This is a genomic window from Glycomyces sp. TRM65418, from assembly GCF_019710475.1.
Lineage (GTDB): Bacteria > Actinomycetota > Actinomycetes > Mycobacteriales > Micromonosporaceae > Glycomyces.
Map to the genome: position 1 here is coordinate 141,705 of NZ_JAJFAX010000007.1, position 21,660 is coordinate 163,364.

The following is a 21,660-nucleotide window of genomic DNA, read 5'->3' on the forward strand; positions in this document are numbered from 1 at the left end:
CTCAGGCGACGCGGACGGGGAAGAGGGTGGCGCCGGCGACGACCCGGTCGCGTTCGGCCGCCATGGCCAGACGGCGCGGGTCGGCCAGGTACGCGTCGAGCGCGGCCTGGTCGGGGAAGCGGAAGACGTGGACCTCGTGCGGGGCGCCGTCCGCGCCGTCGCCGATCACGCGTGACAGCAGCTCGCCACCGTGCTCGGGGACGAGCGCGGTCACCTCGTCCTCGTAGGCGGTCAGGCCCGCCTCGGCTCCGGGACGGGCGCGGAGCAGGCAGCACAGCTCGATCGGGGCGTCGTCGGCGTTCATGCCGACCATGATCGCAGCCGGTGTCAGTCCGCGGCCTCGTCGGGCACCCAGCGCAGCACGTCGCCGGGCTGGCAGCCGAGGGTGCGGCAGATGGCGTCGAGGGTGGTGAAGCGCACCGCTTTGGCGCGGCCGTTCTTCAGGACCGCGATGTTCGCCGGCGTGATGCCCACGGCCGCGGCGAACTCGCCGACGGACATGTTGCGCTCGGCGAGCTGCACGTCGAGGTCGACGATGATCGCCATCAGACGACCTCGGCCATCTCGGTCTGGAGGTCGGTGGCCTTGCGCAGCAGGCCCCGCATGATGGCCGTGAGCATCGCGAACGAGGCGCCCGCGCCGACGCACAGGCACGCGGCCCCGATCGCGCTGACGACCTCCATGTCGCCTTGGGGCGTGGGGACCTCGGTGAAAAAGAGGTAAACCGCGACCGCGGCGGCGATCAGCGTCGCGGTGAGCGTGGACCCGATGGTGACGTCGACCCAGCGGAAGGCCCGGTCGGAGAAGATCGCATCGCGTTGGATCATGCCGAGCAGCGCCCACGCCGCGATGAACACGACCTGGATGCAGGCGATGCCCGCGATCGCCGCGGTCACCAAGGGCACCTCGTAGGGTGCGTAGTCGCCGTAGACGGCGACGAGGTCGGCCGCGGTGGTGGGTACGACCACGATCTGCCCGAAGAGGCCGATCAAGAGGCCCGTGCCGAGGGCGGCGCGGAGCACGATGATGAAGAACTCGTTCATGCATCGATTCTCGATAGGTATCGATCGAAAGTCAATAGATGTGAATCATGTGACACGGATCGGGGAGCGTCGGTCAGGTCAGGGCCGCGGTGCGGTTCAGCCGCCTCGCGCGGACTTGGGCGGGGCGTGTTCGCGCAGCAGGGCGAAACCGTGGCGGTCGACGGAGGCGGCGGTGGCCGAGAGGATCACGACGCCCACACCCGCCTCGCGGTCCAGGCCCAGCCAGGAGCGGAAGCCGCCGGTGCCCCCGTTGTGCCAGGTGATCGCGCGACCCTTGGCGCCCGAGGTGATCCATGCGGCCCCGATGCGGAAGCCCGCGCCGAAGCGCGCCACCGGATCGAGCGCCGCGATGCCGGGCGCCGTGCCGTCGAGCAGTGCCCGCACGAGGCGGGCCGTGCTGCCGATGGACGCCCGGATGCCTCCGGCGGGCGCGATCGCCTCACCGGTCCACGGTTCGCGCGGTCGGCCCCGGGAGCTGACGCCCCTGAGGGCGCCGGGACGGAGCTCGTCGGCCGTGGCCGGGACGTACCAGGGATCGAGGCCGAGCGGTTCGGCGATCCTCGTGCGGAGCAGTTCGACGTACGTCGTGTGAGCCGCGGCGGCGAGCGCGTGGCCGAGGAGTTCGAACCCGAAGTTGGCGTAGCGGGGCCGGGGCCTGCCGGGTTTGACGGTGCGGGCCTGCTCGAGGAGCTGTCCGAGGTCCTCGCCGTACGGGTTGGCGCCGTGCCGCCACACGGCGAACGAGCGCCGGTAGGGCTGCGCGGCGGCCGGGAGCGAGGGCAGGCCCGAGCGGTGGACGCTGAGGGCCCCCAAGGTCACCCGGCCGACCGGGACGTCCTTGAGCGGCAGCAGGTCGCCGAGGGCGGTCTCGGGTGTCACTTCACCGCGCTCGATCGCGTCGACGTACAGGAGCCCCGTGACGCCCTTGGAGATCGAGCCGATCTCGAAGTCGGCTTCGGCGTCGGCGCCGATGACGGCCGTGGTGGTGTCCTCGGGCGCGGTCGCTCCGGTGGAGACGACCGCCGCGGCGGCGGCGTGGCGGTGTCGGCCCAGCAGGTCGCCGAGTCGCATGGCGAGCGCTTCGTCGCCCGCGGCCGCGGGGCTCACGCCCGGCCTCCGAGCAGGCCCTTGCCGCCGTGCTTCTTGTGCACGGCCTGCTTCGACACGCCGAGCACGGCGGCGATCCGCGCCCAGCTGACGCCGTCGTTGCGGGCGCGCCGGACCAGCACCGCTTCAAGGCGCTCGATCTCGGCGCGCATCTCGGCCATGGCCTGGAGGCCCCGCAGCGGATCGGAGTCGGCGGTCGCCGCCGCCAGCGTCGTGAAATCGTCGTCGACCATACGTCAACCTTAGTTGACGATATGGTGATCGTCAACCGAAGTTGACTCCGGTCCGGCCTATTCGTAGCGGTCGTCGGCGGCTTCGGCGATGCCCCAGACGTCCTCGTCCGGGTCCTCGGTCAGCGTCGACTCGCGCGTGGTCTCGTCGTCGGGCGCGCTGCCGGCGCCGCGCCCGCCGCCCGCGCCCATCATGCCGCCGCCCGCTCCCTTGCCGCGACCGGCGGCCCCGACGCCGCCGGTCGCGGCGCCGACCATCGCGCCGCCTCCCATGCCGCCCTGCGGGGCCGTCCCGATCCCGGTGGCGAGCCCGCCGACGCCGGAACCGGCGCCGAGGCCGCCTCCCGCGCCGCCCGCACCGAGTCCGCCGCCCGACGCCAGACCGCCGGAGACGTCGTCGGTGCCGGGCAGTTCGGCGGCGCCCCAAGGGTCGTCGAAATCGGGCATCTCCGGCTGCGCGAGATCCTCCATGCCCGTCGGGGTCCCGGGCGTCGTCGGCTGCCCGCTCGGGGGCCGAGTCGGCTCCCGCGGCTCCTGCTCGGTCGACTCCTGCTCCTCTTCGGTCGTCGCCTCCTGCGGTTCTTCCTCGGCTTCCTCCTCGGCCGCCGCCTCCTCTTCCTCGGTGCCGCCGGTCGAGTGGTCCTCGGCCACGGCGTGGGACTGGAGGTCCCTGTCGGTGCCGCTCGTCTTGTCGTCCAGGGGCTTCAGCAGTTCGGCCGCTTGCGAGAGGGCCGCCCCGGCGGTCGCGTCGGCCGCGTTGACGAGGGCGGTCATGCTCTGCAGGCCGAGCGTCCCGGCCATGGCCTGCGCCTGGAGGACGGCTTCGATGAAGCCGCCGAAGGGGCCCGCCATGGCGATCGCGGTGCGCTGCGAGGGGCCCAACGTCACCAGCGGCGCGGGCTGCACGGTGAAGCCGGTCGCCTTCAAGGCCGCGTCGGCGGCCTTGAGGACCGTGCACTCGGCGAGCATCTGCGCCCCCGCCGCGGCGAGGCCGCCGGCGGCGGCCGTGACCTCCCCGATCACCTGCGCGAGATGGGCGTCGACGTTGCCGGCCTCGCCGTTGAAGGCCTCGTTCGCGGTGTCCTGCCAGTGGCGGTTGATCTCGGCGACCTCGGCCGCGTAGTCGGTCTGCTGGGTCGCGAGATCGGTGGCCGCCGCGATCATCTCCGAGGCGAAGGCGAGGAACTCCGAGGGTTCGGCGGACAGCGCGTCCTGGTACGTGGGCATCGGGGTCTCCTATCGCGTCGGACCGGTGGCGAACCGGCTCTGGATGCCGCCGAAGCGGGTGCGGGCCTCCTGGTCGACGGCCTCGACGTCGTCGGCGCTGCCGACCACCTGGTCGCCCTGCCAGGTGAGGCGGTGTTCGAGCCCCGCGGTGACGGCCGCGAGCGCGGCCTGCCACCGCCGGCCCGCCTCGCCGGTGGCGAAGCCGCGGTTGCGGTCGGCCGCGGTCGACGCCGGGCGCTCCACCCGCCTGGACGCGGCCTGGCCGTTCGGAGCCAGGCCGCGCAGGCCGATGCCGCCCGTGCGCACCGCCTCGACGTCCATGTGCACGGTCATGGTTCCTCCTTCGAAGACGCCCGCCGGGCGGACGCCCGGCGTCCCCAGTACTGTCGCGCGCCCGGTCACGGGTCGGTCCCGGCCGCAGGCGGACGGACCCGTGACGGATTCATGACGTGACGGTCTTCCATGGGCGGCACCAGCATTCGAGGGCCCGAGACCCGGGCCCCCAGGGGAGGTGCGCTGCCGATGACCGACGACCTGTTCACGACCGGCGACGAGGCCTGGTCCACCGCCGACGTCACTCCGGAACCGCCGACGTTCGAGTTCACGATCGCGTTCGGGGACGCCTCGGCGCTCGACTCGGGCGCGCGCGCCGGCTGCTCGGGCGCGTGCCCGCATCCCGTCGCGCATCCCGCGGAGGAGGACTGGGTGCACCTGGTCTCGGCGGTGCCGGTGGAGGGACAGCGGGACCGGTTCACGCCGCGGTGCGAGGGCATGGCGTATCCGACCGAGGCGGACTTCCGGGCCGCGGTGGGCGCGGTGCGGCCCGAGGACGCCGACGCGTTCTCGTCGCAGCGTCTGCGCAGCGGCTGGACCGACGAGGTGGCGTCGGTGGCCGGGACCTGGCCGGAGCGGTTGAAGTCGAAACTGGCGGCGCTGTCGGAGGGCTGGGCCGGCGAGGACTTCGACGCGTTCGCCGCCCAGGCGGACCAGGCGCGGGCGCTGGTGGAGGGCGCACTCGACGACATCGAGGCCACCGTGGCGGAACTGGAGCGCCGGGAGACGGCGATCTACACCCTGCAAGGCGGGGACTCGGGCGAGATCCCTTACCCCGCACCGATGGTCGGCATCGAGGGCGAGTGGTCGAACCTGGTGGCGCTGCACGTGCGGCCCGCTTGGTGGCACGGCGAGTGCATCACGATGACCTGCGAGGAGGCCGAGAAGGCCTTGGAGCTGGCGGGCGCGGACACCGGGCTCGCGACCGAGGTGCGGGAGTTCATCGAGGAACGCGTGGGCGCGAACCTCTTGGGGCTCGGATCGCCGGTGTCGGACGTGCGGGCGCTCGCGGGCGAGGAGGCCCGGGAGGTCTTCACCGACCGGGTCGGGGCCGAGCTGGCGGCGTACGTCGAGCGGCGGGCCGCGATCGACGAGGCGATCGCGGAGAAGCGGGCCGGGCAGAGCGAGGAGCTCGCGGCGGTGCGGACCACGAGCGAGGTGCGGCCGTACCCGAGCTCGGCCGACGTGTCCCATATGGACATGATGGCGCCGGAGGCGGAACGCCCCGCGGCACCGGTCGCGCCGCGGACCACGGAGAACCCGAGCCCGGTGCCGCCGGGCGGCGACGGCTCGGCGAGCGAGACGGGCGCGAGCACCACCGATGAATCCCCTTGGGACGACGCCGAGGACGACGACGGCGCGACGTCGGGCGGCCTCGCGAGCGGCGGTCCCGGCAGCGGCGGCCCGGGCGGGACCGGCGGGTCCTTCGGGTCCGGCGGCGGGACGGGGCGGGTGGGCGGCGTGACGACGCCCGGCGGGACCGTGCCGCAGGGGCTGTTCGGCCCGGCGGTCACCGGCGCGACGCCCGGCACCGCGGCGAGCACGTCGGGGACGAGCGGCACCAGGACCGGCACTGTTCAAGGCCCGCAGGGCGGTGCGCCCGGCAGGAGCGGCAAGGCCCCCGCGAATACCGGCGACGACGAGAAGGACGGCGAGGCGAAACCGGACGGCCCGGCCCGGCGGGAGACCGGGAACGTCTGGGGCTACGTGAAGCCGAACGAGGACCCCTACAACTGACCACCGCGGAGGAAGGACGAGGCAATGGGCGAGCGGATCTTCGACCCGGAGGCGATCGGCGAATACCGGCGCTTCCTGACGGAGCTGATCGACGAACTCGAGCACGAGGTGATCCCGGTGATGACGACCGGGACGCTGAGCCGGGCCCCGGCGTTCGGCACCGCGCCGGGCGCGGCCGAGAACGCGACGGAGCAGTACCTGGAGTTCCACGCGGCGATGTGGCGGAACCTCCAGCACCTGCGGGGGACGCTGCACGGCATGGACGCCGCGCTCGCGGAGACGACCAGCGGCGACGACGTCGCCTTCACCTTCGAGTTCGGCGCGGTGGACCCCACGAACGGCGCGACCTGAGGCGAGCCGCGGACGCCGCCCCCGACGGCGGCGCGAGCCGCCGCGGCGCCCCGGAGCGGGCCCCCGGCGTCGGCGCCCGAGCGGTACGAGAGCGGGCGCCGGCTTGCAACGGCAGAGCGCCCGCCGGCACTGTCGTGCGGGCGGGCGCTCTGCGCATGCCTTGTCGGCGGCCGCCGCCGACCGGCGGCGACCTGCGGTCCGCTCGGCGGCCTCCCTCGACGGTCGGCCGCCGCGTGCGGCTCGTCCCCCGGCTAGAAGGCCTCGTCCGGCAGGTCCATCGCGGTCAGGTCCGCCGCCTCGACGACCTTGCGGTCGGCGGTGAGGCGCGGCAGGACCTCCTTGGCGAAGAACTTCGCCGAGGCGACCTTGCCCCGGTAGAAGTCGTCGTCCGCGCCCTCGTCGAGCTTGCGCTGCGCGACCTCGGCCTGCCGCAGCAGCAGCCAGCCGACCATCAGGTCGCCCACCGCCAGCAGCAGCCGCCGCGAGTGCAGCCCGGCCTTGTACAGCTCGCGCGGCTCGTCGCCCATCGCGGCCATCAGCGCGGGCTGGAGCGCCTCGATGGTGCCCTGCACGTCGCCGAGCGCCCGCAGGACCTTCCCGCGCACCTCTTCGAGCTCCGCGTGGCCGTCCTGCGTGGACTCCATGATCTCGCCGGCGACGGCCATGAGCGCCTCGCCGTTGTCCTTGAGGATCTTGCGGAACAGGAAGTCGAGGCTCTGGATCGCGGTCGTGCCCTCGTAGAGCGTGTCGATCTTCGCGTCGCGCACGTACTGCTCCAGGGGGTAGTCCTGGAGGTAGCCCGAGCCGCCGAAGGTCTGGAGCGACTCCGAGCTCAGCAGCTCGTACGCCCGCTCCGAACCGCAGCCCTTGACCAGCGGCAGCAGCAGGTCGTTGATCCTCTTGGCCGTCTCCGCGGCCTCCGCGTCGCCCTCGATCTCGGCCAGGCGCGCCTTGTCCTGCCACGACGCGGTGTACGACACCAGCGCCCGCAGGCCCTCGGCGTAGCTCTTCTGCAGCAGCAGCGAGCGGCGCACGTCCGGGTGCTTGATGATCGGGACGCGCGGCGAGGTCTTGTCCGAGGACTTGAGCAGGTCCGGGCCCTGGAGGCGGCTCTTCGCGTAGTCGAGCGCGTTGAGGTAACCCGTGGAGAGCGTGGCGATCGCCTTGGTGCCCACCATCATCCGCGCGTACTCGATGATGAGGAACATCTGGCGGATGCCCTCGTGCTTCTCGCCGAGGAGCCAGCCCTTCGCGGGCGCCTTCTCGCCGAAGGTGAGCTCGGCGGTCGCGGAGACCTTGAGGCCCATCTTGTGCTCGATGTTGGTGACGTTCACGCCGTTGCGCTCGCCGAGCTCGCCCGTGGCCGGGTCGAACAGGTACTTGGGGACGATGAACAGGCTCAGGCCCTTGGTGCCCGGTCCGCCCACGCCCGCTTCGCCCACGGGGCGGGCGAGCACGTAGTGGATGATGTTGTCGGTCATGTCCTGGTCGCCCGAGGTGATGAACCGCTTGACGCCCTCGATGTGCCAGGAGCCGTCCGGCTGCTTGTAGGCCTTGGTCGTGCCCGCGCCGACGTCGGAGCCCGCGTCGGGCTCGGTGAGGACCATCGTGGCGCCCCAGCCCTTCTCGACGAAGAGCTTGGCCCACTCCTGCTGCTCCTCGGTGCCCTCGAGGTACGCGGTGTGCGCGAACGAGGAGCCCGCGGCGTACATCCACAGCGCGGGGTTGGCGCCGAGCACGAGCTCGGCGAGCGACCACCAGAGCATGCGCGGCGCCACGGTGCCGCCGAGGACCTCCGGCAGGTCGAGGCGCCAGTACTCGGCGTCGATGAAGGCCTTGTACGCCTTCTTGAAGGCATCGGGCAGCGTCACCGAGTGCGTGGCGGGGTCGAACACGGGCGGGTTGCGGTCGCCCTCGACGAAGCCCGCGGAGAGCTCCTCCTCGGAGAGGCGTGCCAGCTCGGTCAGGATGTCGCGGGCGGTGGCCTCGTCCAGGTCCGCGAAGGCCTCGTGTGCGAGGATCTTGTCCGCTCCGAAGACCTCGAAGAGATTGAACTCCAGGTCTCGAAGGTTGTGGCGGAAGTGCGTCATTGCGGGTCCTCCATTACTCGGTGGTAACCCTCATCATATTACCCGTCAGTAAGTACCTCAAGTATCCCGCAGTGAAGACCGTCTGCCCAGGTTTCCCCCGGCGTGGCGCGGTCGGATTCTCGACGGAACCGGCGACCCGCGACCGCCGGACCCGGGCGCCCCGCGCGACCCCCTCGACCGGCCGCCGTCCTTCGATCGAGTGAGCGTCCCCCGGAATGCCGTTCCCGCCGTAACCTGCGCACCCGTGCCTCGTTGAACCGGACAGCAGACCGCCTGTGCGAACCCACCAGGAGCACCCATGATCCGAGCCGTCGCCGACCGCATCGCCTCGCGCGCGCGACCCGCCTACATCGGCCGCCACCGCCGCGTACGACCCGTCCTCCACCGCGTCTTCCGCATCGGCGTCGCACCGGCCGAGGGGATCGCGCAGTGAACTTCCCCCGCCGCCTCCCCGTGCGCCTCACCAAACGCCGCCGCTCCCACGTCAGACTCCGCACCCTGCGGCGCTGCCGCCTGGGACCGAGCGCACGCTGACGCCGCGCGAAGCCGCCCCCGGCGCGGCTTCGACGCCCAGTCCGCCGGCAATCGCCTTCAGAACGCGCCTCGGGCCCGATCGTCTCCACCACGCGGCCGGCTCCGGAACTCCGACGTCCGCAGCGCTCAGTCCACACCCGGCCGATAATCCAAGAGCAGCAACGCGATGTCATCGGTCAGCGGACCGCCCACCCAGCGCCGCAGCGCCGACTCCAACGACGCCAGCCCGTCCCCCACGTTCCCATGGCCGATCAGGCTCCAAGCCCGCTCCCGGATCGGGAAGAACTCCCCGTCCTTCCGGGCCTCCGCCAGACCATCCGTGTACAGGAAGATCCGGTCCCCCGGCTGGAGCCGCAACGTGAGCTCCCGCGCCGACGGGCTCAGACCCAGCGGCGGCGCCATCGACTCGGGCTCCAGGTACGTCGCCACCCCGTCGCGCACCAGCATCGGCGGCGGATGCCCGCAATTGAGGATCTCCAGGGTCCCCCCGCGCTCCTGCAGCAGGACCGCGGTCACGAAGTCCTCGTCCCCCGCGTTCCGCGCCACCGCGTGGTCCAGATCCGCGATCATGCAGCGCTGGTCGGCGCGCTCGAACGCCACATGCCGGTACGACCCCAGCACGGTCGAGGAGAGCCGCACCGCGTCCAGGCCCTTGCCGCGCACGTCGCCGATGATGATCCGCACCCCGAACTCGGTGTTCAGCGCCTCGTACAGGTCCCCGCCGATCTCCGCACCCGAACGCGCCGAGACGTACCGCGCGGCGATGTCGAACGGCCCCAACCGCTCCCCGATCGGCCGCAGAATCGCCTGCTGCACCACCGAGGCCAGCTGCGTCAACCGCCGCATCCGCTCGTCGTCCCTTTCGCGCACGATCGCGACGGCCGCCGAGATGACCACCGCCACCGCCACGACCAGGAAGTCCACGCCCCGCTGGGCCACCGCGGCCAAGGCGAAGTCGTGGAGGACCCACAGATAGGCGAAGGCCGCCCCGATGCTCGCCAGCCCCACCCCGGCCACCCACCGCCACGGCAGGAACGCCGAGGCCGCCAAGGGAGGCAGCGCCAGCCACGAGACCGCGTGCGAGTCGTCGCGAACGGTCAGACGCAGCCCGACCAGGACGACCACGACGGCGAACGCGGCGGTGAACGCCGTCCGCACCGAGGGCGCCGACCAGCCCTGCCAGCGGTCAGCGCGTGCCATCGTCGGCCTCCGTCGCAACGTTGTGCGCATATGGGTGAATGCCTCCTTCCTACCGGATCGCGGCCGGGTCGCCCGCGCGTTCGCCCAAGCTCCTGCGCAGGAGGTCCGGATTCGGGCGCGGGGGTGCCGCGCCCAGGACGCGCCCGACCGGAACCGGGGGATGCGCGCGCCCGCATGCGTTCGAGGGCGAAGCCGGGATCCTACGCGCCGCGAACGCACGGTTCGCGAGCCTCGCCGAAGCCGCGAACCCTTGACGTGCAAGCTTCACCACGGCTTGCACACGTACGGTTCGCCGGCTTCGCCGAGCACTGCACGTTCATGACTCACAGGCTTCGCCACACTGTGCACCTGCATGGCTCGTCAGCTCCGCCGAGCGCTGCACATGTATGGCTCGCAAGCTTCGCCAAGACTAGACTTCGACCGTCGTCGATGGAACACCCGGAGTGCCGGACCCGATTCGACCATCGCCGATGTGAAGATCGTAATGGTCGACGCGGCGCTTCCGGGCGTGGAGGACGCCGCCGAGAGGGTGACGGTCAAGTCTGTGCGTTCGGTCGGCCGCGAACGCCGAACGGCCCCTTCGCGCCTCCACTGTTCGGCCGGTGCGAACCGCCTCGGGCTGGGCACGCGTCGCCGCGACGGGAGGGCCGGACGGGGCCGGCGCGCCCCAGCGGCGCCGGAGGGCGGCGTGATCGACGGCGCTGGCGCGACCGCCTCGCGCTATGCGAAAGTTGAACGCGTGCAGTACACGCTTTCGCGGACTCCGTTCGCCAGCCCTGTGGCGCAGATGCTCTGCGCCGAGATCCACCAGGAGTACGTCCGCCGCTACGGCGGCGGCGACGAGACGGAGCTGGGCGACGACGACTTCGACCCGCCGAACGGCGACTTCTTCGTGGCCTACGGCGAGGACGGCGATCCGCTCGGCTGCGGCGGCTGGCGGGCGCACGGCGACGACGACGCCGAGATGAAGCGCGTCTACGTCCGCGAGAGCGCCCGGCGGCGCGGCCTGGCCCGGCTGCTCGTGGCGGCCGTGGAGGACTCGGCCGCGCAGGCGGGGCGCAAGCGCGTCATCCTCGAGACCGGCCCGCGCCAGCCCGAGGCCCTCAGCATGTACGAGACGCTCGGCTACGTCCCGGTCCGGCCCTTCGGCTTCTACGCCTGCACCGAGGGCTCGATCCACCTGGGCAAGGAGCTGCGCTCCGAACACGCCTGACCGAGGCACCGGACGGGACGAGGGCGGCTGCGCCCTCGGCCGCGGCCCGCTCCGGCATCGCCGCAGCGCCCAGATCGAAAAGAACGCGGCGGCGGGGTCGCCAAGCCGCCCCGCCGCGGCCTTGTATACTTCGGTTCGGCTCTGTTCGCCAGAGTTCGCGGGTGTAGTTCACTGGTAGAATGCGACCTTCCCAAGGTTGAGAAGCGGGTTCGATTCCCGTCACCCGCTCCACGAGATTCACGGCCGTCCCGGTTCACCGGGGCGGCCGTTTCGCTGTCCCCGGCTTCCCCGCGCTCCCCTCTTCCACCTGCATTCCCATGCTTGCGCCTGGACCGCGATAGGCCCTAAGAGAGACCCTCTTCACTTTTTCCGGGGGCATCTGTAGTATGACGCAATCGAAAGTTTCCGAGATTTATTCCGGAAGTTTCGGCCAACCCTTCATCCCTCGAAAGGACGGACTCCCATGCGGAATCCCCTGCAACGACCTCGGGCGCTGCTCGCCGCCGGAGCCGCGGCGGCGCTCGCGCTGACCGCCGCCGCGTGCGGTGACAGCGGCGAGAGCGACGCCGACGTCACCTTCTGGCACATCCAGAACGAGGACCCCATGAAGTCCACCTGGGCGGCCATGGCCGACGAGTGGTCCGAAGAGGCGGGCCTCACCGTCGAGACCTCCGCCATCGCCGTGGAGGACTTCAAGACCCGCCTCTCCACCCAGACCCAGGCCGGGGACCTCCCCGACCTCTACAACACGTGGGGCGGCGGCGTCCTCGCCGAGCAGGTCGAGGCCGGACTCGTCCGCGACATCTCGGGGCTCGAATGCCTCGACAAGGTCAACCCGATCACCCTGGAGGCCTACACGATCGACGGGAAGGTCTACGCGATCCCGTTCGACCAGGGCGTCGTCGGCTTCTGGTACAACAAGGACCTCTTCGCCGAGGCCGGGATCACCGCACCCCCGACCACCTGGAGCGAGTTCACCGCGGCCGTCCAGCAGCTCAAGGACGCCGGCGTCACCCCGATCGCGCTCGGCGCCGCCGACAAGTGGCCCGTCCACTACTACTGGACCTACCTCTCGATGCGCCTGGTCGGCCTCGAAGGGCTCCAGGCCGCCGGCGAGGCGGGCGAGTTCTCCGACCCCGGCTTCACCGAGGCGGGCCGGCTGATGGCCGAACTCGCCGCCATGGAGCCGTTCCAGGAGGGCTTCGAGTCCGCCACCTACGGCGACGTCGACGGCCAGGCCGCGACGATGGGCGAGGGCATCGCGGCCATGGAGCTCATGGGCCAGTGGGCCCCGCAGGTCCAGCGCGACGCCTCCGGCACCGAGGGCCCCGGCGACGCGCTCGGGTTCTTCCCCTTCCCCGCCGTCGAAGGCGGCCCCGGCGTCACGACCGAGTTCCTCGGCGGCGGCGGCGGTTTCGCGGCCGGCGCCGGAGCGCCGGACGAGATCGAGGACTTCATGTGCTACCTGCTCGAAGAGGAGAACCAGGCCCGGGCGGTCCAGGACGGCAACTTCTCGACCGTGGCCGCGAACCCCGAGGAAGTGCTCCCCGAGCCGACGCCTGAGCAGCAGATGGTGGTCGAGGCGATGGCGACGGCCACCGGCACGCAGCTGTACCTCGACCAGGCCTACCCGCCCGCGATCGGCTCCACCATCAACGAGGCCTCCGAAGGCCTGGTGCTCGGCGAGATCACCCCGGAGGAGTTCGTCACGATGGTCAACGAGGCCTGGGCGGACGAACAGTGACCGTAGCCCCGATTCGGGATCGCACGCGGTCGGATGCCGCCCGCGCCGGCGACGGGGTGCCTCCCCGTCGCCGGCGCGGGCGGCGGCCCGACGCGGCCACGATGGCCGCGTTCATCGCTCCGGCCTTGATCCTGTTCCTGCTCTTCGTCATCGTCCCGGTCCTGTTCGCCGCGTACACGTCGTTCTTCGACTGGAACGGGCTCGGGGGCATCCCCACCGACTTCGTGGGCTTGGAGAACTTCCAGGCCCTGATCGCGGACGAGGTGTTCCTGGGCGACCTGTGGCGGATCGGCCTCATCACGATGCTGTCGGTCGCGGTGCAGCTGCCGATGGCCTTCGGCCTGGCGATGCTGCTGCACCAGCGGTTCCCGGGGCGCACGGCGTTCCGGCTGCTGTTCTTCGTGCCCTACATCCTCACCGAGGCCGTCACGGCCGTCCTGTTCGGACTGATCTTCTCACCGCGGCGCGGCTTCGCCGACGCGGTGCTCGCCGGCCTCGGCTTCGACGGCCGGGTCGGCTGGCTCTCGGACCGCGGGCTCGTCCTCTTCGTGATCTTCGGGATCCTCACGTGGAAGTTCTTCGGCTTCCACATGATCCTGTACCTGGCCGGGCGCCAGAACATCCCCGAGGAGCTGTACGAGGCCGCCCGCGTGGACGGCGCGACCAGCAAGCAGCTGTTCCGGCACATCACCCTGCCGCTCATGGGCCCGACGATCCGCATCACCGTGTTCCTCTCCGTGATCGGCACCGTGCAGCTGTTCGACCTGGTGTACGTGCTCACCAAGGGCGGGCCGTACCACGCGTCGGAGACGCTCGCGATCACCATGTACGACCAGGGGTTCGTGCGCAACCAGATCGGCTACGCCTCGGCCCTGTCGATCGCGATGTTCCTCATCAGCCTGCTCTTCGCCCTGATCTACCAGCGTTACGTGCTCAGCCGCGACCTCCAGGGCTCCCTCACCTCGACCGACGGAGGCCGTTCATGAGCGTCGACACCGGCCGCGCGAGGCTTCTGCGCAACACCGGCTTCTACATCGCCGCGTTCCTCGCGACCGGGTTCGTGGCGACCCCGATCCTGTTCGCGCTCCTGGGCGGGTTCAAGGACAACCAGCAGCTGCGCGAGAACGCGCTCGGGCTGCCGAACCCGTGGCACGTCGAGCACTACGTCGACGTGCTCGCCAACGCCACGTTCTGGCGGCAGCTGGGGAACTCGGTGTTCATCGCGCTGGCGACCACGTTCATCGTCGTGGCGGCGGCCGCGGCGGTCGCGTACGTGTTCGCGCGGTTCCAGTTCAAGGGCCGGGAAGGGCTGTTCACGCTGTTCGCGGCGGGCATGATGTTCCCGTTCGCGGTGGCGGTGCTGCCGCTGTTCATCATCCTGCGCACCTTCGAGATGCTCAACAGCCCGCTCGGGGTGATCCTGCCGCAGGCGGCCTTCGGGCTGCCGCTGACGATCATCATCCTGCGCAGCTTCTTCCGGCAGATCCCCGGCGAGGTCGAGGAGGCCGCGACGATCGACGGCGCGGGACCGTGGCGGTTCTTCATCCAGATCCTGCTGCCGATGTCGCGCCCGGTCATCGCGACGGTCTCGGTGCTGGCGCTCGTGGGCTCGTGGAACTCCTACCTGCTGCCGCTGGTGGTGCTCTCGAAGCCGACCTGGCAGACGCTCCCGCTGGGCGTCACGCAGTTCCAGGGCGAGTACTCGACGGAAACGGCGAAGGTGCTGGCGTTCGTCATGCTCGCGATGCTCCCGGCGCTGATCTTCTACGCGTTCGCTGAGCGGCATCTCATCAGCGGCTTGACCTCGGGCGGCACGAAGGGGTTAGCCGTCCGGAGACAGACGGGCCCGGAGGTCATGGGACGCCTCCGGGCCTGTCGGCCGTCCCGGCCCGGAACCGGATCGCCTGTCGGTCTGCCGCGTCGGGAACCGTCCTCGGGTCCGCGGCGTCCGAAGAGGCATGCAACCCAAACTCCTCATCGCACCCGCCGCGGCGGCGGTCCTCGCCGCGAGCGCGTGCACTTCGCAACCTGCTGACGCCGAGATCGTCGCGCTCCCCTGGGTGCCGGTCTCCGCGCAGCTCGCCGCCTACGAGTCGTGCGACGACGCGCTCGAGGGCATCCAGGAGGCGGCGGTGGCCGCGTTCACCGCTTGGAGGGACGAGTACGACCGGGGCGGCGGGATCGAGGACTTCGCCGCCGCCGAAGAGTCCGACGGCGCCGGGGCGACCGCGGAGGACGGGTCGTTCTCCGAGACGAACAACGCGGTCGCGGGCGTGGACGAGCCGGACCTGGTGAAGACCGACGGCACGTTCGTCTACAGCGTCGTCGGCCAGGTCCTGCGGGTGGTCGACACGCGCTCGTCCGCGGTGGTGGCCGAGCGGGAGCTGGACTCGTTCACGTGGGGGCACCGGCTGTTCCTCGGGGACGACGAGCTGCTGTTGATGCACACCGAGGACGTGGAGAGCGGCGAGGGGTACTTCAGTGAGTTCCGGCTCGAGCGGATCGATGCGGCCTCGCTGGAGACGCTGGACGCCTTCGCCATGGAGGGGTCCATGGTGGACGCCCGCCTGGTGGGGGGCGAGGTGCGGCTGGCGGTGGGCTCGCAGCCGCGGCTCGAGCCGGTGTGGGAGGAGATGTGGGAGGAGGACGCCGACGACGCGTCGGTCGCGGCGGCCGTGCGGGCCACCGAGATCGAGGACTGGCTGCCGGCGTTCAGCGTCAACGGCGACGGGCAGCGGGTCGACTGCGCCGCGGTCGCGCATCCCGAGCGGTTCACCGGCACGTCGGTGAGCGTCTTCGCGCTTCCGGCGGACGGCGACTGGACCGGGATCGAGCCGCAGACGGTCATGGTCGACGGCGAGACGGTCCACGGGACTGCCGACAGCCTCTACCTCGCCCACTACGACTACGCGTGGGGCGCGGCGGAGCCGGAGGCCGAGAGCGAGATCTACCGGTTCGTGTTCGAGGGCGGGCGGGCGCGTCTGGCGGGCGAGGCGGCCGTGCCGGGGTCGCTGCTGAACCAGTACTCGCTGAGCGAGTACGGCGGTCATCTGCGGGTGGCGACGACCGAGAACGAGGCGATGGGCTGGTGGGGCGGCGGCTGCGGGCCGGCGGCCGTCTGCGCGTGGGACGGGGGGAGCGCCGCGGAGGAGCCGTCGAAGTCGACGGTGACGGTGTTCGCGGTCGGCGAGGACTCGTTGACCGAGACCGGTTCGGTGACCGATCTGGGTGTGGACGAGCGGATCTACGCGGTCCGGTTCATCGGCGACACCGGTTACGTGGTGACGTTCCGCCAGACCGATCCGCTGTACACCGTGGACTTGTCGGATCCGGCGAATCCGGTGGTCACCGGGGAGTTGAAGATCACCGGTTTCTCGGCCTACCTGCATCCGGTCGGGGAGGACCGGCTGCTCGGCGTCGGCCAGGAGGCCACTACGGAGGGGTTCGCCACGGGCCTGCAGGTGAGCCTGTTCGACGTGGGCGCGGCGGAGGCGGCGGTGCTGGACCAGTACTACTGGGAGGGCGCCGACTCGTCGGTCCAGTGGGACCCGCACGCGTTCCTGTACTGGGCGGAGACGGGAGTCGCCGTGGTGCCCGCGCAGGAGTGGGACGAGGGCGACCCTCGGGCCGGCGCGGTGGTCCTCGACGTCGGGGGCGGATCCCTGACGCAGGCGGCCTGGATCGAGCACCGGGTCGGCGGGGACTCGTACGAGCGGGAGATCGTGCGTTCGCTGGTGATCGGCGACGAGCTGTGGACGGTCTCGCATGCGGGGCTCCAGGCGAACGCGCTGGGCGGGGACTACGAGCGGATCTCCTGGACGGGCTTCTAGGCCCGGGGAAGCAGGGCCCGCACCGCTTTCGGGTGGCGGTGCGGGCCCGTTGCGGCCGGCGGTTCGGGCGGTCGTCGCCCGGGGCCGTCAGTCGGCCCTGCTGATCTGGGTGAGCATTCGGACGCCGCCGAGGCCCCACATCTCGTTCCAGAAGCTCGGGTAGGCGCCGGGCGTGTCGGTGTCACCGGAGGGCCAGCCGGTCCAGACCGCGTTGGAGGCCTGGGACCAGGCGCCGTTGTACCAGATCGGGATGGCGGGGAGGTCGCGCATCGCGATGCGCTGGAGTTCGGCGATGACCTCGGGGTAGCGGGGGTCGTCGGTGGCGAGGGTGGCGAGTTCCTGCGTGAGTTCCCAGGCGAGGTCGTCCTCCCATCGTGAGAAGTTGGCGAGGCGCTGGGTGTCGCGGACGGGGAGTTCGAACAGGTAATGGAAGTGGCTCCAGGGGGAGTTCGTGACCCAGGTGCGGTTGTTGATGAGCAGGTCGAAGTCGCCGTTCTCACGGGCGGCGTCGACCTCGGCGGCGTCGAGGAAGACGGCGGTGACGTTGATGCCGACGTCGGAGAGGTCGCTGGCGATCGATCGTGCGGCCGCCTCCCAGTCGGTCCAGCCGGCGGGGACGATGATCTGCATCTCGATCGGGTCGCCCTCGAGGGTCTCGACGAAGCCGTCGCCGTCCTCGTCGCGGTACCCGGCCTCGGCGAGGAGGTCGAGGGCGGTGGAGGGCTCGAACACGAAGCCGAGTTCGCCGACGGCCTCCGCGTCGTAGTACCGCTCCCAGATCGGCAGGAGCCCGGTGGGGTGCGCCTCGCTGACCATGCCGCCGTAGACGGCGTCCACGATCTGGCCCGGGCTGATCGCGTGGGCCATCGCCCGGCGGAACGCGGGGTCGTCGAGCGGTTCGCGCGTGGTGTTCGGGATGAGCATGGCGGTGTTCACCGGGGCCATGAACGGCGGCTTGTCGAAGTAGGTGCTCAGCTCCGGTTCGCCTTGGAGGAAGTCGGAGACGCCCGGCATGAAGTTGTTGGCCAGGTCGAGGCGGCCTTCGACGAGCATGTTGAGGATGTCGGCGTTGCCGAGGGTCACGAGGTCCACGATGTATCGGGGCCGCACTTCGAGGCCGAGCGCCTCGGTGGCCCACCAGCCGTCCCGTTTGACCCAGGCGATCTGCGCCTCGTCGAAGCTGTGCACTTCGTAGGGGCCGGTGACCACCGGGTTCGCGTCGAGGGGGCCGTCTCGGAGTTCGTCCTCAGTGTACGCCTCGAAGACGTGCTTCGGGACGATCTCGTTGGTGTAGAGGAGGTTGTCCCATTCCTGCCGGCGCGCTTCGGCGAAGCGGAACCGCACCGTCCGCTCGTCGACGACTTCGGCCGTCTCGAGCCAGTCCCAGACGTTCGCGTACGGGACGCCTTCGATCTTGCCGAGTTCGAAGGTGAAGGCGACGTCGTCGGCGGTGAACGGGGTGCCGTCGCTCCACTCGACACCGCTGCGCAGCCGGAGTTCGTACTCGTTCCCGGAGGTCCATTCGCCGGATTCGGCGAGCCACGGGCTGAGGCGCTGCTCCACGGTGTCGAACACGAAGAGGTACTCGTAGCCGAGGCCGCTGAGGCCGGTGACCCCGCCCGCCGAGATCGGGTTGAAATCGCCGGGGGGACCCCAGGCGGTGCCGGTCGAGTACAGGGTCTCGCCGCGCGGGAACTCGTCGTTCCCGTCGCCGCCGTCCTCCGGGCTCTCGTCATCGGTGCACGCGGCCGTGGCGAGGGCCGCCGTGGCGAAGAGCGCGGGTAGGTGTCGCCTCTTGGTCATGTCAGTGCTGCTTTCGATTCGAGGGATGACGTGCCTCGTCGTTGCTCGGAGCAGGGATCGAATGCAGGGAGGGACGGCATTCGCGCCCGATCAACGACGCCGAGGAGGCGCGTCATTGCGAGGCGGATCCGCGACTGTCGGGTTGCGACCACGGATCAGGGGAGCCTTCCCGTGGGGGAGGGCTCTGAATGCCGGTGCGCGAGCGCGGGTGCGTGCGGGGTCGCCGCGCCGGAATGCGCGGTCTCGCGATGGTTTCACGCTATCGCAATGCGGCGACGAACGCCGACCGCCGAAATCCGGAATGCCCGGTCATTGCGCCCGTGTAAAGGCCAGATATCGTGCATGGCGGTGGAATCGCTCCAACGATGCGGCGTACTTCGATATGAAATCGAGACGGGCGAGTCCCTCGATGACGATGCGATTCGCACCAAAAGCGACTGTCGCCCTTCTCCGTCCGGATGCGCGAGCGGGGCCCGCGCCGAGCGGCGCGGGCCCCTTCCTGTTTCCCTCAGGCTCGTTCGGTCGCGGCGGCTAGCGACCGAGGTTCTGGAACTTCCGCACCGCGAGCGGCAGGAAGATCGCGGTGATGATCACCGGCCACACGATCGCGGCCAGCAGGGCGTGCTGCTCGGGCCACGAGTCCCCGATCGCCGCGGGGTTGCCGAAGAGCTCGCGGATGGCGGTCGCGGTGGCCGAGACCGGGTTCCACGCGGCGATCGCGCCGAGCCAGCCGGGCATGAGCTCGGGCGGGGTGAACACCGAGGAGACCATGCCGAACGGGAACGCGATCGCGAAGAGGTTCCCGGCCTGGGTGACGTCCTTGACCAGGAGGCCGAGCCAGACGCCGACCCAGATGAGCGCGAACCGCAGCCACAGGAGGATCGCGAACGCGCCCAGGGTCTCCCAGAAGGTGCCCTCCGAACGCCAGCCGATGACCAGGGCGATCACGAACAGCACGAACAGGTCCACGGCGGCGTGGAGGGTGTCGGCGATGTTGCGGCCCACGACGACCGCGGAGGAGGCCATCGGCATCGAGCGCACCCGGTCGATGAAGCCCTTCTCCTTCGCCTCGGCCACGGCCCACGCGGTGTTGGTGAAGCCGAAGGCCATGGTCATGGCGAACATGCCGGGCATGGCGTAGGCGACGTAGTCGACGCCGGCGCCCTGGCCGGTGACGTCCATGGCGGAGCCGAAGACGTAGACGAACAGCAGCACCATGACGATCGGGAAGCCGAGCTGCCAGGCGAAGTTCACGGGCTGTCGCCACAGGTGGGTGAACTCCTGGCCGACGATGGCCCGGTAGTCGTGGAGCGTCCATTTGATGCGGCCGCCGAGGGTCTCGTCGGGCACCGGGGCGAGGGTGGTCACAGCCGGTCCTCCTTCTTCTTGGTCGCAGTGTCGTTCGGGGAGGCGCCGATGAGTTCGAGGAAGGCCTCGTCGAGGGTGGGGCGGCGCAGGCCGATGTCGGCGACGGTGAGCCGCTTGTCCTGCACCGCGGTGGCGGCCGCGGTGAGCGCCGCGACCGGTTCCCCGACCGGTGCCGAGACGCTGGACGCGCCCTCGTCGGTGGTGGTCTCCCCCTGCGCGAGCGCGGCGACGATCTCGCGCAGGACGGGCAGGTCCCCGGGGTCGGCGGCGACGATCTCGAGCCGGTCGGCGCCCATGCGGCGCTTGAGCCCGGCGGGGGTGTCGTCGACGAGGTTGCGGCCGTGGTCGATGACGGCGATGCGGTCGCAGAGGCGGTCGGCCTCGTCGAGGTAGTGGGTGGTGAGGACGACGGTGGTGCCGTCGGCGGCCAGGCCGGAGACGGCGTCCCAGACCTCGCGGCGCCCGGCCGGGTCAAGGCCGGTGGTCGGCTCGTCCAGGAACAGCACCTGCGGGGCGAGGATCATGCTGGCGGCCAGGTCGAGGCGGCGCTTCATGCCGCCGGAGAAGCCCTTGGCCTGGCGGTCGGCGGCCTCGGCGAGGCCGAACTGGGCGAGGAGCTGGTCGGCGCGCTCGCGGGCCCGGCTCTTGGTGAGGCGGAAGAGCTTGCCGAAGAGGACGAGGTTCTGGCGGGCGGTGAGGAGGTCGTCCACGGCGGTCTGCTGGCCGGTGAGGCCGATGCGGCGGCGTACTTGGCGGGCGTCGCGGCCGACGTCGAACCCGGCGACGGCGGCGGTGCCGGTGTCGAAGCGCAGCAGGGTGGTGAGGATGCGGACGGTGGTGGTCTTGCCGGCGCCGTTCGGGCCGAGGAGGCCCAGGACGGTGCCGGCTTCGGCGGCGAGGTCGAAGCCGTCGAGGGCGGCGGTGTCCTTGAATCGTTTGCCGAGGTTGTTGGCCTCGACAGTGGTGGTCGGCATGGTCGGGTCCCTTTCAATCGGGTACGCTGTACCCAGTAATAGCATACAACGTACCCGATTATCAAGCGCGTTATCATGAGGCCCCTATGGCGACACCACAGACGGGGGCGGGCGACCCCAAACGAAGCCTGGAGCTGCTCTGGCGCGAATTCCGGCCGCAGCCGAGCAAGCCGGGGCCGAAGCCGAAGCTCACCGTCGACCGCATCGTGGAGGCCGCCATCACGGTGGCCGACCGCGAGGGCAGCTGCTTCGGGATGCGCAGCGTCTCCGCGGAGCTCGGCGTGGGCGCCATGACGATCTACCGGTACGTGCCCGGCAAGAAGGAGCTCATCGACCTCATGGTCGACCGGCTCTCGCGGATCGGCGACGACGCGCCCGACCTCGCGGCCATGGGCTGGCGCGCGGGCCTGGAGACGGTCGCCGAGAGCACCTGGGAGATCCTGGGGACGCATCCGTGGCTGCTGGAGATCAACCAGCGCCGGCCCGTGCTCGGACCCGACTCGCTACAGGGCTACGACTTCGTGCTCTCGGCCCTCGAAGGGCACGACCTGCCCGACCGCGAGGTGAACCTCATCGTCACCGCCCTCATGAACCTCGTCCAGGGCACCGCCCGGCAGTACCTCCTGCGCGACAGCGCGGACGAGGCGCCCGAGTCCGAGGAGGAGGAGTGGTGGAACGCGCAGGGCCCCTACCTGGAGCGCGCGGTCGCGTCAGGGCGCTACCGGCACATCGCCCGGTTCACGGACGAGCAGGCGTGGGACCTCACCGGGCACGACGCGATGCGCTACGCGGTCGACCGGTTCCTCGACGGGCTGGAGCCCCGCATGAAGGCCAGCCGCCGGGAGCCGGCCTGACCGGCGGGGCTCACCGTTCCGG

The 21,660-nt window shown here is 71.1% G+C and carries 21 protein-coding genes and 1 tRNA gene; 10 read left to right on the forward strand and 12 right to left on the reverse strand.

Annotation, left to right across the window (positions count from 1 at the left end; all coding sequences use genetic code 11):
* Nucleotide 1: 1 nt before the first annotated feature.
* The 7 genes from K3N28_RS16490 to K3N28_RS16520 all read right to left on the reverse strand — a co-directional run bounded on the left by K3N28_RS16490 (nt 2) and on the right by K3N28_RS16520 (nt 3,940).
* Nucleotides 2-304, reverse strand: coding sequence for a hypothetical protein (locus K3N28_RS16490; protein WP_228093656.1), 303 nt, complete (start codon nt 302-304; stop codon nt 2-4).
* 23 nt (nt 305-327) lie between these two features.
* A complete protein-coding gene (locus tag K3N28_RS16495; protein WP_228093658.1) occupies nt 328-546 on the reverse strand; it encodes a helix-turn-helix transcriptional regulator in 219 nt (72 codons plus the stop codon).
* Nucleotides 546-1,043, reverse strand: coding sequence for a DUF2975 domain-containing protein (locus K3N28_RS16500; RefSeq protein ID WP_228093660.1), 498 nt, complete (start codon nt 1,041-1,043; stop codon nt 546-548). Before K3N28_RS16500 ends, K3N28_RS16495 begins: the two co-directional genes overlap by 1 nt.
* Nucleotides 1,044-1,139: 96 nt before the next feature.
* Complete coding sequence (locus K3N28_RS16505) at nt 1,140-2,150, reverse strand: serine hydrolase (RefSeq protein WP_228093662.1); 1,011 nt, start codon at nt 2,148-2,150, stop codon at nt 1,140-1,142.
* Entirely contained in the window at nt 2,147-2,383 is a 237-nt protein-coding gene (locus tag K3N28_RS16510; protein ID WP_228093664.1) for a helix-turn-helix domain-containing protein, read from the reverse strand. The genes K3N28_RS16505 and K3N28_RS16510 overlap by 4 nt, the downstream gene beginning before the upstream one ends.
* Before the next feature lie 57 nt (nt 2,384-2,440).
* Complete coding sequence (locus tag K3N28_RS16515; RefSeq protein ID WP_228093667.1) at nt 2,441-3,607, reverse strand: hypothetical protein; 1,167 nt, start codon at nt 3,605-3,607, stop codon at nt 2,441-2,443.
* 9 nt (nt 3,608-3,616) lie between these two features.
* Nucleotides 3,617-3,940 carry a hypothetical protein gene (locus K3N28_RS16520; RefSeq protein ID WP_228093670.1) on the reverse strand — a complete coding sequence of 108 codons (324 nt, stop codon included), beginning with the start codon at nt 3,938-3,940 and terminating at the stop codon, nt 3,617-3,619.
* A 189-nt stretch (nt 3,941-4,129) separates the two neighbouring features.
* On the opposite strand from K3N28_RS16520, the gene K3N28_RS16525 reads away from it, so the two are divergent.
* Nucleotides 4,130-5,677, forward strand: a complete 1,548-nt coding sequence (locus tag K3N28_RS16525) for a hypothetical protein (protein WP_228093672.1) — start codon at nt 4,130-4,132, stop codon at nt 5,675-5,677.
* Nucleotides 5,678-5,701: 24 nt separating this feature from the next.
* Nucleotides 5,702-6,028, forward strand: coding sequence for a hypothetical protein (locus K3N28_RS16530; protein ID WP_228093673.1), 327 nt, complete (start codon nt 5,702-5,704; stop codon nt 6,026-6,028).
* 251 nt (nt 6,029-6,279) lie between these two features.
* Here K3N28_RS16530 and K3N28_RS16535 read toward each other — a convergent pair whose 3' ends face one another.
* Nucleotides 6,280-8,118 (reverse strand): acyl-CoA dehydrogenase, encoded by a 1,839-nt coding sequence (locus K3N28_RS16535; protein ID WP_228093674.1) that lies wholly within the window; start codon nt 8,116-8,118, stop codon nt 6,280-6,282.
* A 298-nt stretch (nt 8,119-8,416) separates the two neighbouring features.
* Between K3N28_RS16535 and K3N28_RS23265 the strand changes: the two genes are divergently transcribed.
* Nucleotides 8,417-8,551, forward strand: a complete 135-nt coding sequence (locus K3N28_RS23265) for a hypothetical protein (protein WP_255640283.1) — start codon at nt 8,417-8,419, stop codon at nt 8,549-8,551.
* Nucleotides 8,552-8,778: 227 nt separating this feature from the next.
* On the opposite strand, the gene K3N28_RS16540 is transcribed toward K3N28_RS23265, so the two are convergent.
* On the reverse strand, nt 8,779-9,852 hold the full coding sequence (locus K3N28_RS16540; protein WP_228093675.1) for a PP2C family protein-serine/threonine phosphatase: 1,074 nt from the start codon (nt 9,850-9,852) through the stop codon (nt 8,779-8,781).
* Between the two features lie 739 nt (nt 9,853-10,591).
* On the opposite strand from K3N28_RS16540, the gene K3N28_RS16545 reads away from it, so the two are divergent.
* The 6 genes from K3N28_RS16545 (at nt 10,592) to K3N28_RS16570 (ending at nt 16,639) form a co-directional block, all read left to right on the forward strand.
* Entirely contained in the window at nt 10,592-11,065 is a 474-nt protein-coding gene (locus K3N28_RS16545) for a GNAT family N-acetyltransferase (protein WP_228093676.1), read from the forward strand.
* A gap of 157 nt (nt 11,066-11,222) precedes the next feature.
* A tRNA-Gly gene (locus K3N28_RS16550) sits at nt 11,223-11,296 on the forward strand.
* Between the two features lie 232 nt (nt 11,297-11,528).
* On the forward strand, nt 11,529-12,809 hold the full coding sequence (locus tag K3N28_RS16555; RefSeq protein WP_228093677.1) for an extracellular solute-binding protein: 1,281 nt from the start codon (nt 11,529-11,531) through the stop codon (nt 12,807-12,809).
* 101 nt (nt 12,810-12,910) lie between these two features.
* Nucleotides 12,911-13,795: a carbohydrate ABC transporter permease gene (locus K3N28_RS16560; protein ID WP_228093679.1), complete on the forward strand. Its 885-nt coding sequence runs from the start codon at nt 12,911-12,913 to the stop codon at nt 13,793-13,795.
* A complete protein-coding gene (locus tag K3N28_RS16565) occupies nt 13,792-14,844 on the forward strand; it encodes a carbohydrate ABC transporter permease (protein WP_228093681.1) in 1,053 nt (350 codons plus the stop codon). The genes K3N28_RS16560 and K3N28_RS16565 overlap by 4 nt, the downstream gene beginning before the upstream one ends.
* A complete protein-coding gene (locus K3N28_RS16570) occupies nt 14,768-16,639 on the forward strand; it encodes a beta-propeller domain-containing protein (RefSeq protein WP_228093683.1) in 1,872 nt (623 codons plus the stop codon). The genes K3N28_RS16565 and K3N28_RS16570 overlap by 77 nt, the downstream gene beginning before the upstream one ends.
* Nucleotides 16,640-16,726: 87 nt before the next feature.
* Here K3N28_RS16570 and K3N28_RS16575 read toward each other — a convergent pair whose 3' ends face one another.
* From K3N28_RS16575 to K3N28_RS16585, 3 genes are all read right to left on the reverse strand, one after another.
* Nucleotides 16,727-18,442, reverse strand: coding sequence for an ABC transporter substrate-binding protein (locus K3N28_RS16575; protein WP_228093685.1), 1,716 nt, complete (start codon nt 18,440-18,442; stop codon nt 16,727-16,729).
* Between the two features lie 531 nt (nt 18,443-18,973).
* Entirely contained in the window at nt 18,974-19,810 is an 837-nt protein-coding gene (locus K3N28_RS16580) for an ABC transporter permease (protein WP_228093686.1), read from the reverse strand.
* A complete protein-coding gene (locus K3N28_RS16585; RefSeq protein ID WP_228093687.1) occupies nt 19,807-20,784 on the reverse strand; it encodes an ATP-binding cassette domain-containing protein in 978 nt (325 codons plus the stop codon). Before K3N28_RS16585 ends, K3N28_RS16580 begins: the two co-directional genes overlap by 4 nt.
* A gap of 86 nt (nt 20,785-20,870) precedes the next feature.
* Between K3N28_RS16585 and K3N28_RS16590 the strand changes: the two genes are divergently transcribed.
* On the forward strand, nt 20,871-21,638 hold the full coding sequence (locus K3N28_RS16590) for a TetR/AcrR family transcriptional regulator (protein WP_228093691.1): 768 nt from the start codon (nt 20,871-20,873) through the stop codon (nt 21,636-21,638).
* Nucleotides 21,639-21,660 lie beyond the last annotated feature (22 nt).

Excerpts from the sequence above, each read along its gene's own strand:
- K3N28_RS16520 (WP_228093670.1), bottom strand. The coding sequence starts at position 3,940 with ATGACCGTGCACATGGACGTCGAGGCGGTGCGCACGGGCGGCATCGGC.
- K3N28_RS16565 (WP_228093681.1), top strand. The coding sequence starts at position 13,792 with ATGAGCGTCGACACCGGCCGCGCGAGGCTTCTGCGCAACACCGGCTTC.
- K3N28_RS16555 (WP_228093677.1), top strand. The coding sequence starts at position 11,529 with ATGCGGAATCCCCTGCAACGACCTCGGGCGCTGCTCGCCGCCGGAGCC.
- K3N28_RS16585 (WP_228093687.1), bottom strand. The coding sequence starts at position 20,784 with ATGCCGACCACCACTGTCGAGGCCAACAACCTCGGCAAACGATTCAAG.
- K3N28_RS16535 (WP_228093674.1), bottom strand. The coding sequence starts at position 8,118 with ATGACGCACTTCCGCCACAACCTTCGAGACCTGGAGTTCAATCTCTTC.
- K3N28_RS16575 (WP_228093685.1), bottom strand. The coding sequence starts at position 18,442 with ATGACCAAGAGGCGACACCTACCCGCGCTCTTCGCCACGGCGGCCCTC.
- K3N28_RS16540 (WP_228093675.1), bottom strand. The coding sequence starts at position 9,852 with ATGGCACGCGCTGACCGCTGGCAGGGCTGGTCGGCGCCCTCGGTGCGG.
- K3N28_RS16570 (WP_228093683.1), top strand. The coding sequence starts at position 14,768 with ATGCAACCCAAACTCCTCATCGCACCCGCCGCGGCGGCGGTCCTCGCC.
- K3N28_RS16490 (WP_228093656.1), bottom strand. The coding sequence starts at position 304 with ATGAACGCCGACGACGCCCCGATCGAGCTGTGCTGCCTGCTCCGCGCC.
- K3N28_RS16525 (WP_228093672.1), top strand. The coding sequence starts at position 4,130 with ATGACCGACGACCTGTTCACGACCGGCGACGAGGCCTGGTCCACCGCC.
- K3N28_RS16510 (WP_228093664.1), bottom strand. The coding sequence starts at position 2,383 with ATGGTCGACGACGATTTCACGACGCTGGCGGCGGCGACCGCCGACTCC.
- K3N28_RS16530 (WP_228093673.1), top strand. The coding sequence starts at position 5,702 with ATGGGCGAGCGGATCTTCGACCCGGAGGCGATCGGCGAATACCGGCGC.
- K3N28_RS16495 (WP_228093658.1), bottom strand. The coding sequence starts at position 546 with ATGGCGATCATCGTCGACCTCGACGTGCAGCTCGCCGAGCGCAACATG.
- K3N28_RS16500 (WP_228093660.1), bottom strand. The coding sequence starts at position 1,043 with ATGAACGAGTTCTTCATCATCGTGCTCCGCGCCGCCCTCGGCACGGGC.
- K3N28_RS16590 (WP_228093691.1), top strand. The coding sequence starts at position 20,871 with ATGGCGACACCACAGACGGGGGCGGGCGACCCCAAACGAAGCCTGGAG.
- K3N28_RS16515 (WP_228093667.1), bottom strand. The coding sequence starts at position 3,607 with ATGCCCACGTACCAGGACGCGCTGTCCGCCGAACCCTCGGAGTTCCTC.
- K3N28_RS16560 (WP_228093679.1), top strand. The coding sequence starts at position 12,911 with ATGGCCGCGTTCATCGCTCCGGCCTTGATCCTGTTCCTGCTCTTCGTC.
- K3N28_RS23265 (WP_255640283.1), top strand. The coding sequence starts at position 8,417 with ATGATCCGAGCCGTCGCCGACCGCATCGCCTCGCGCGCGCGACCCGCC.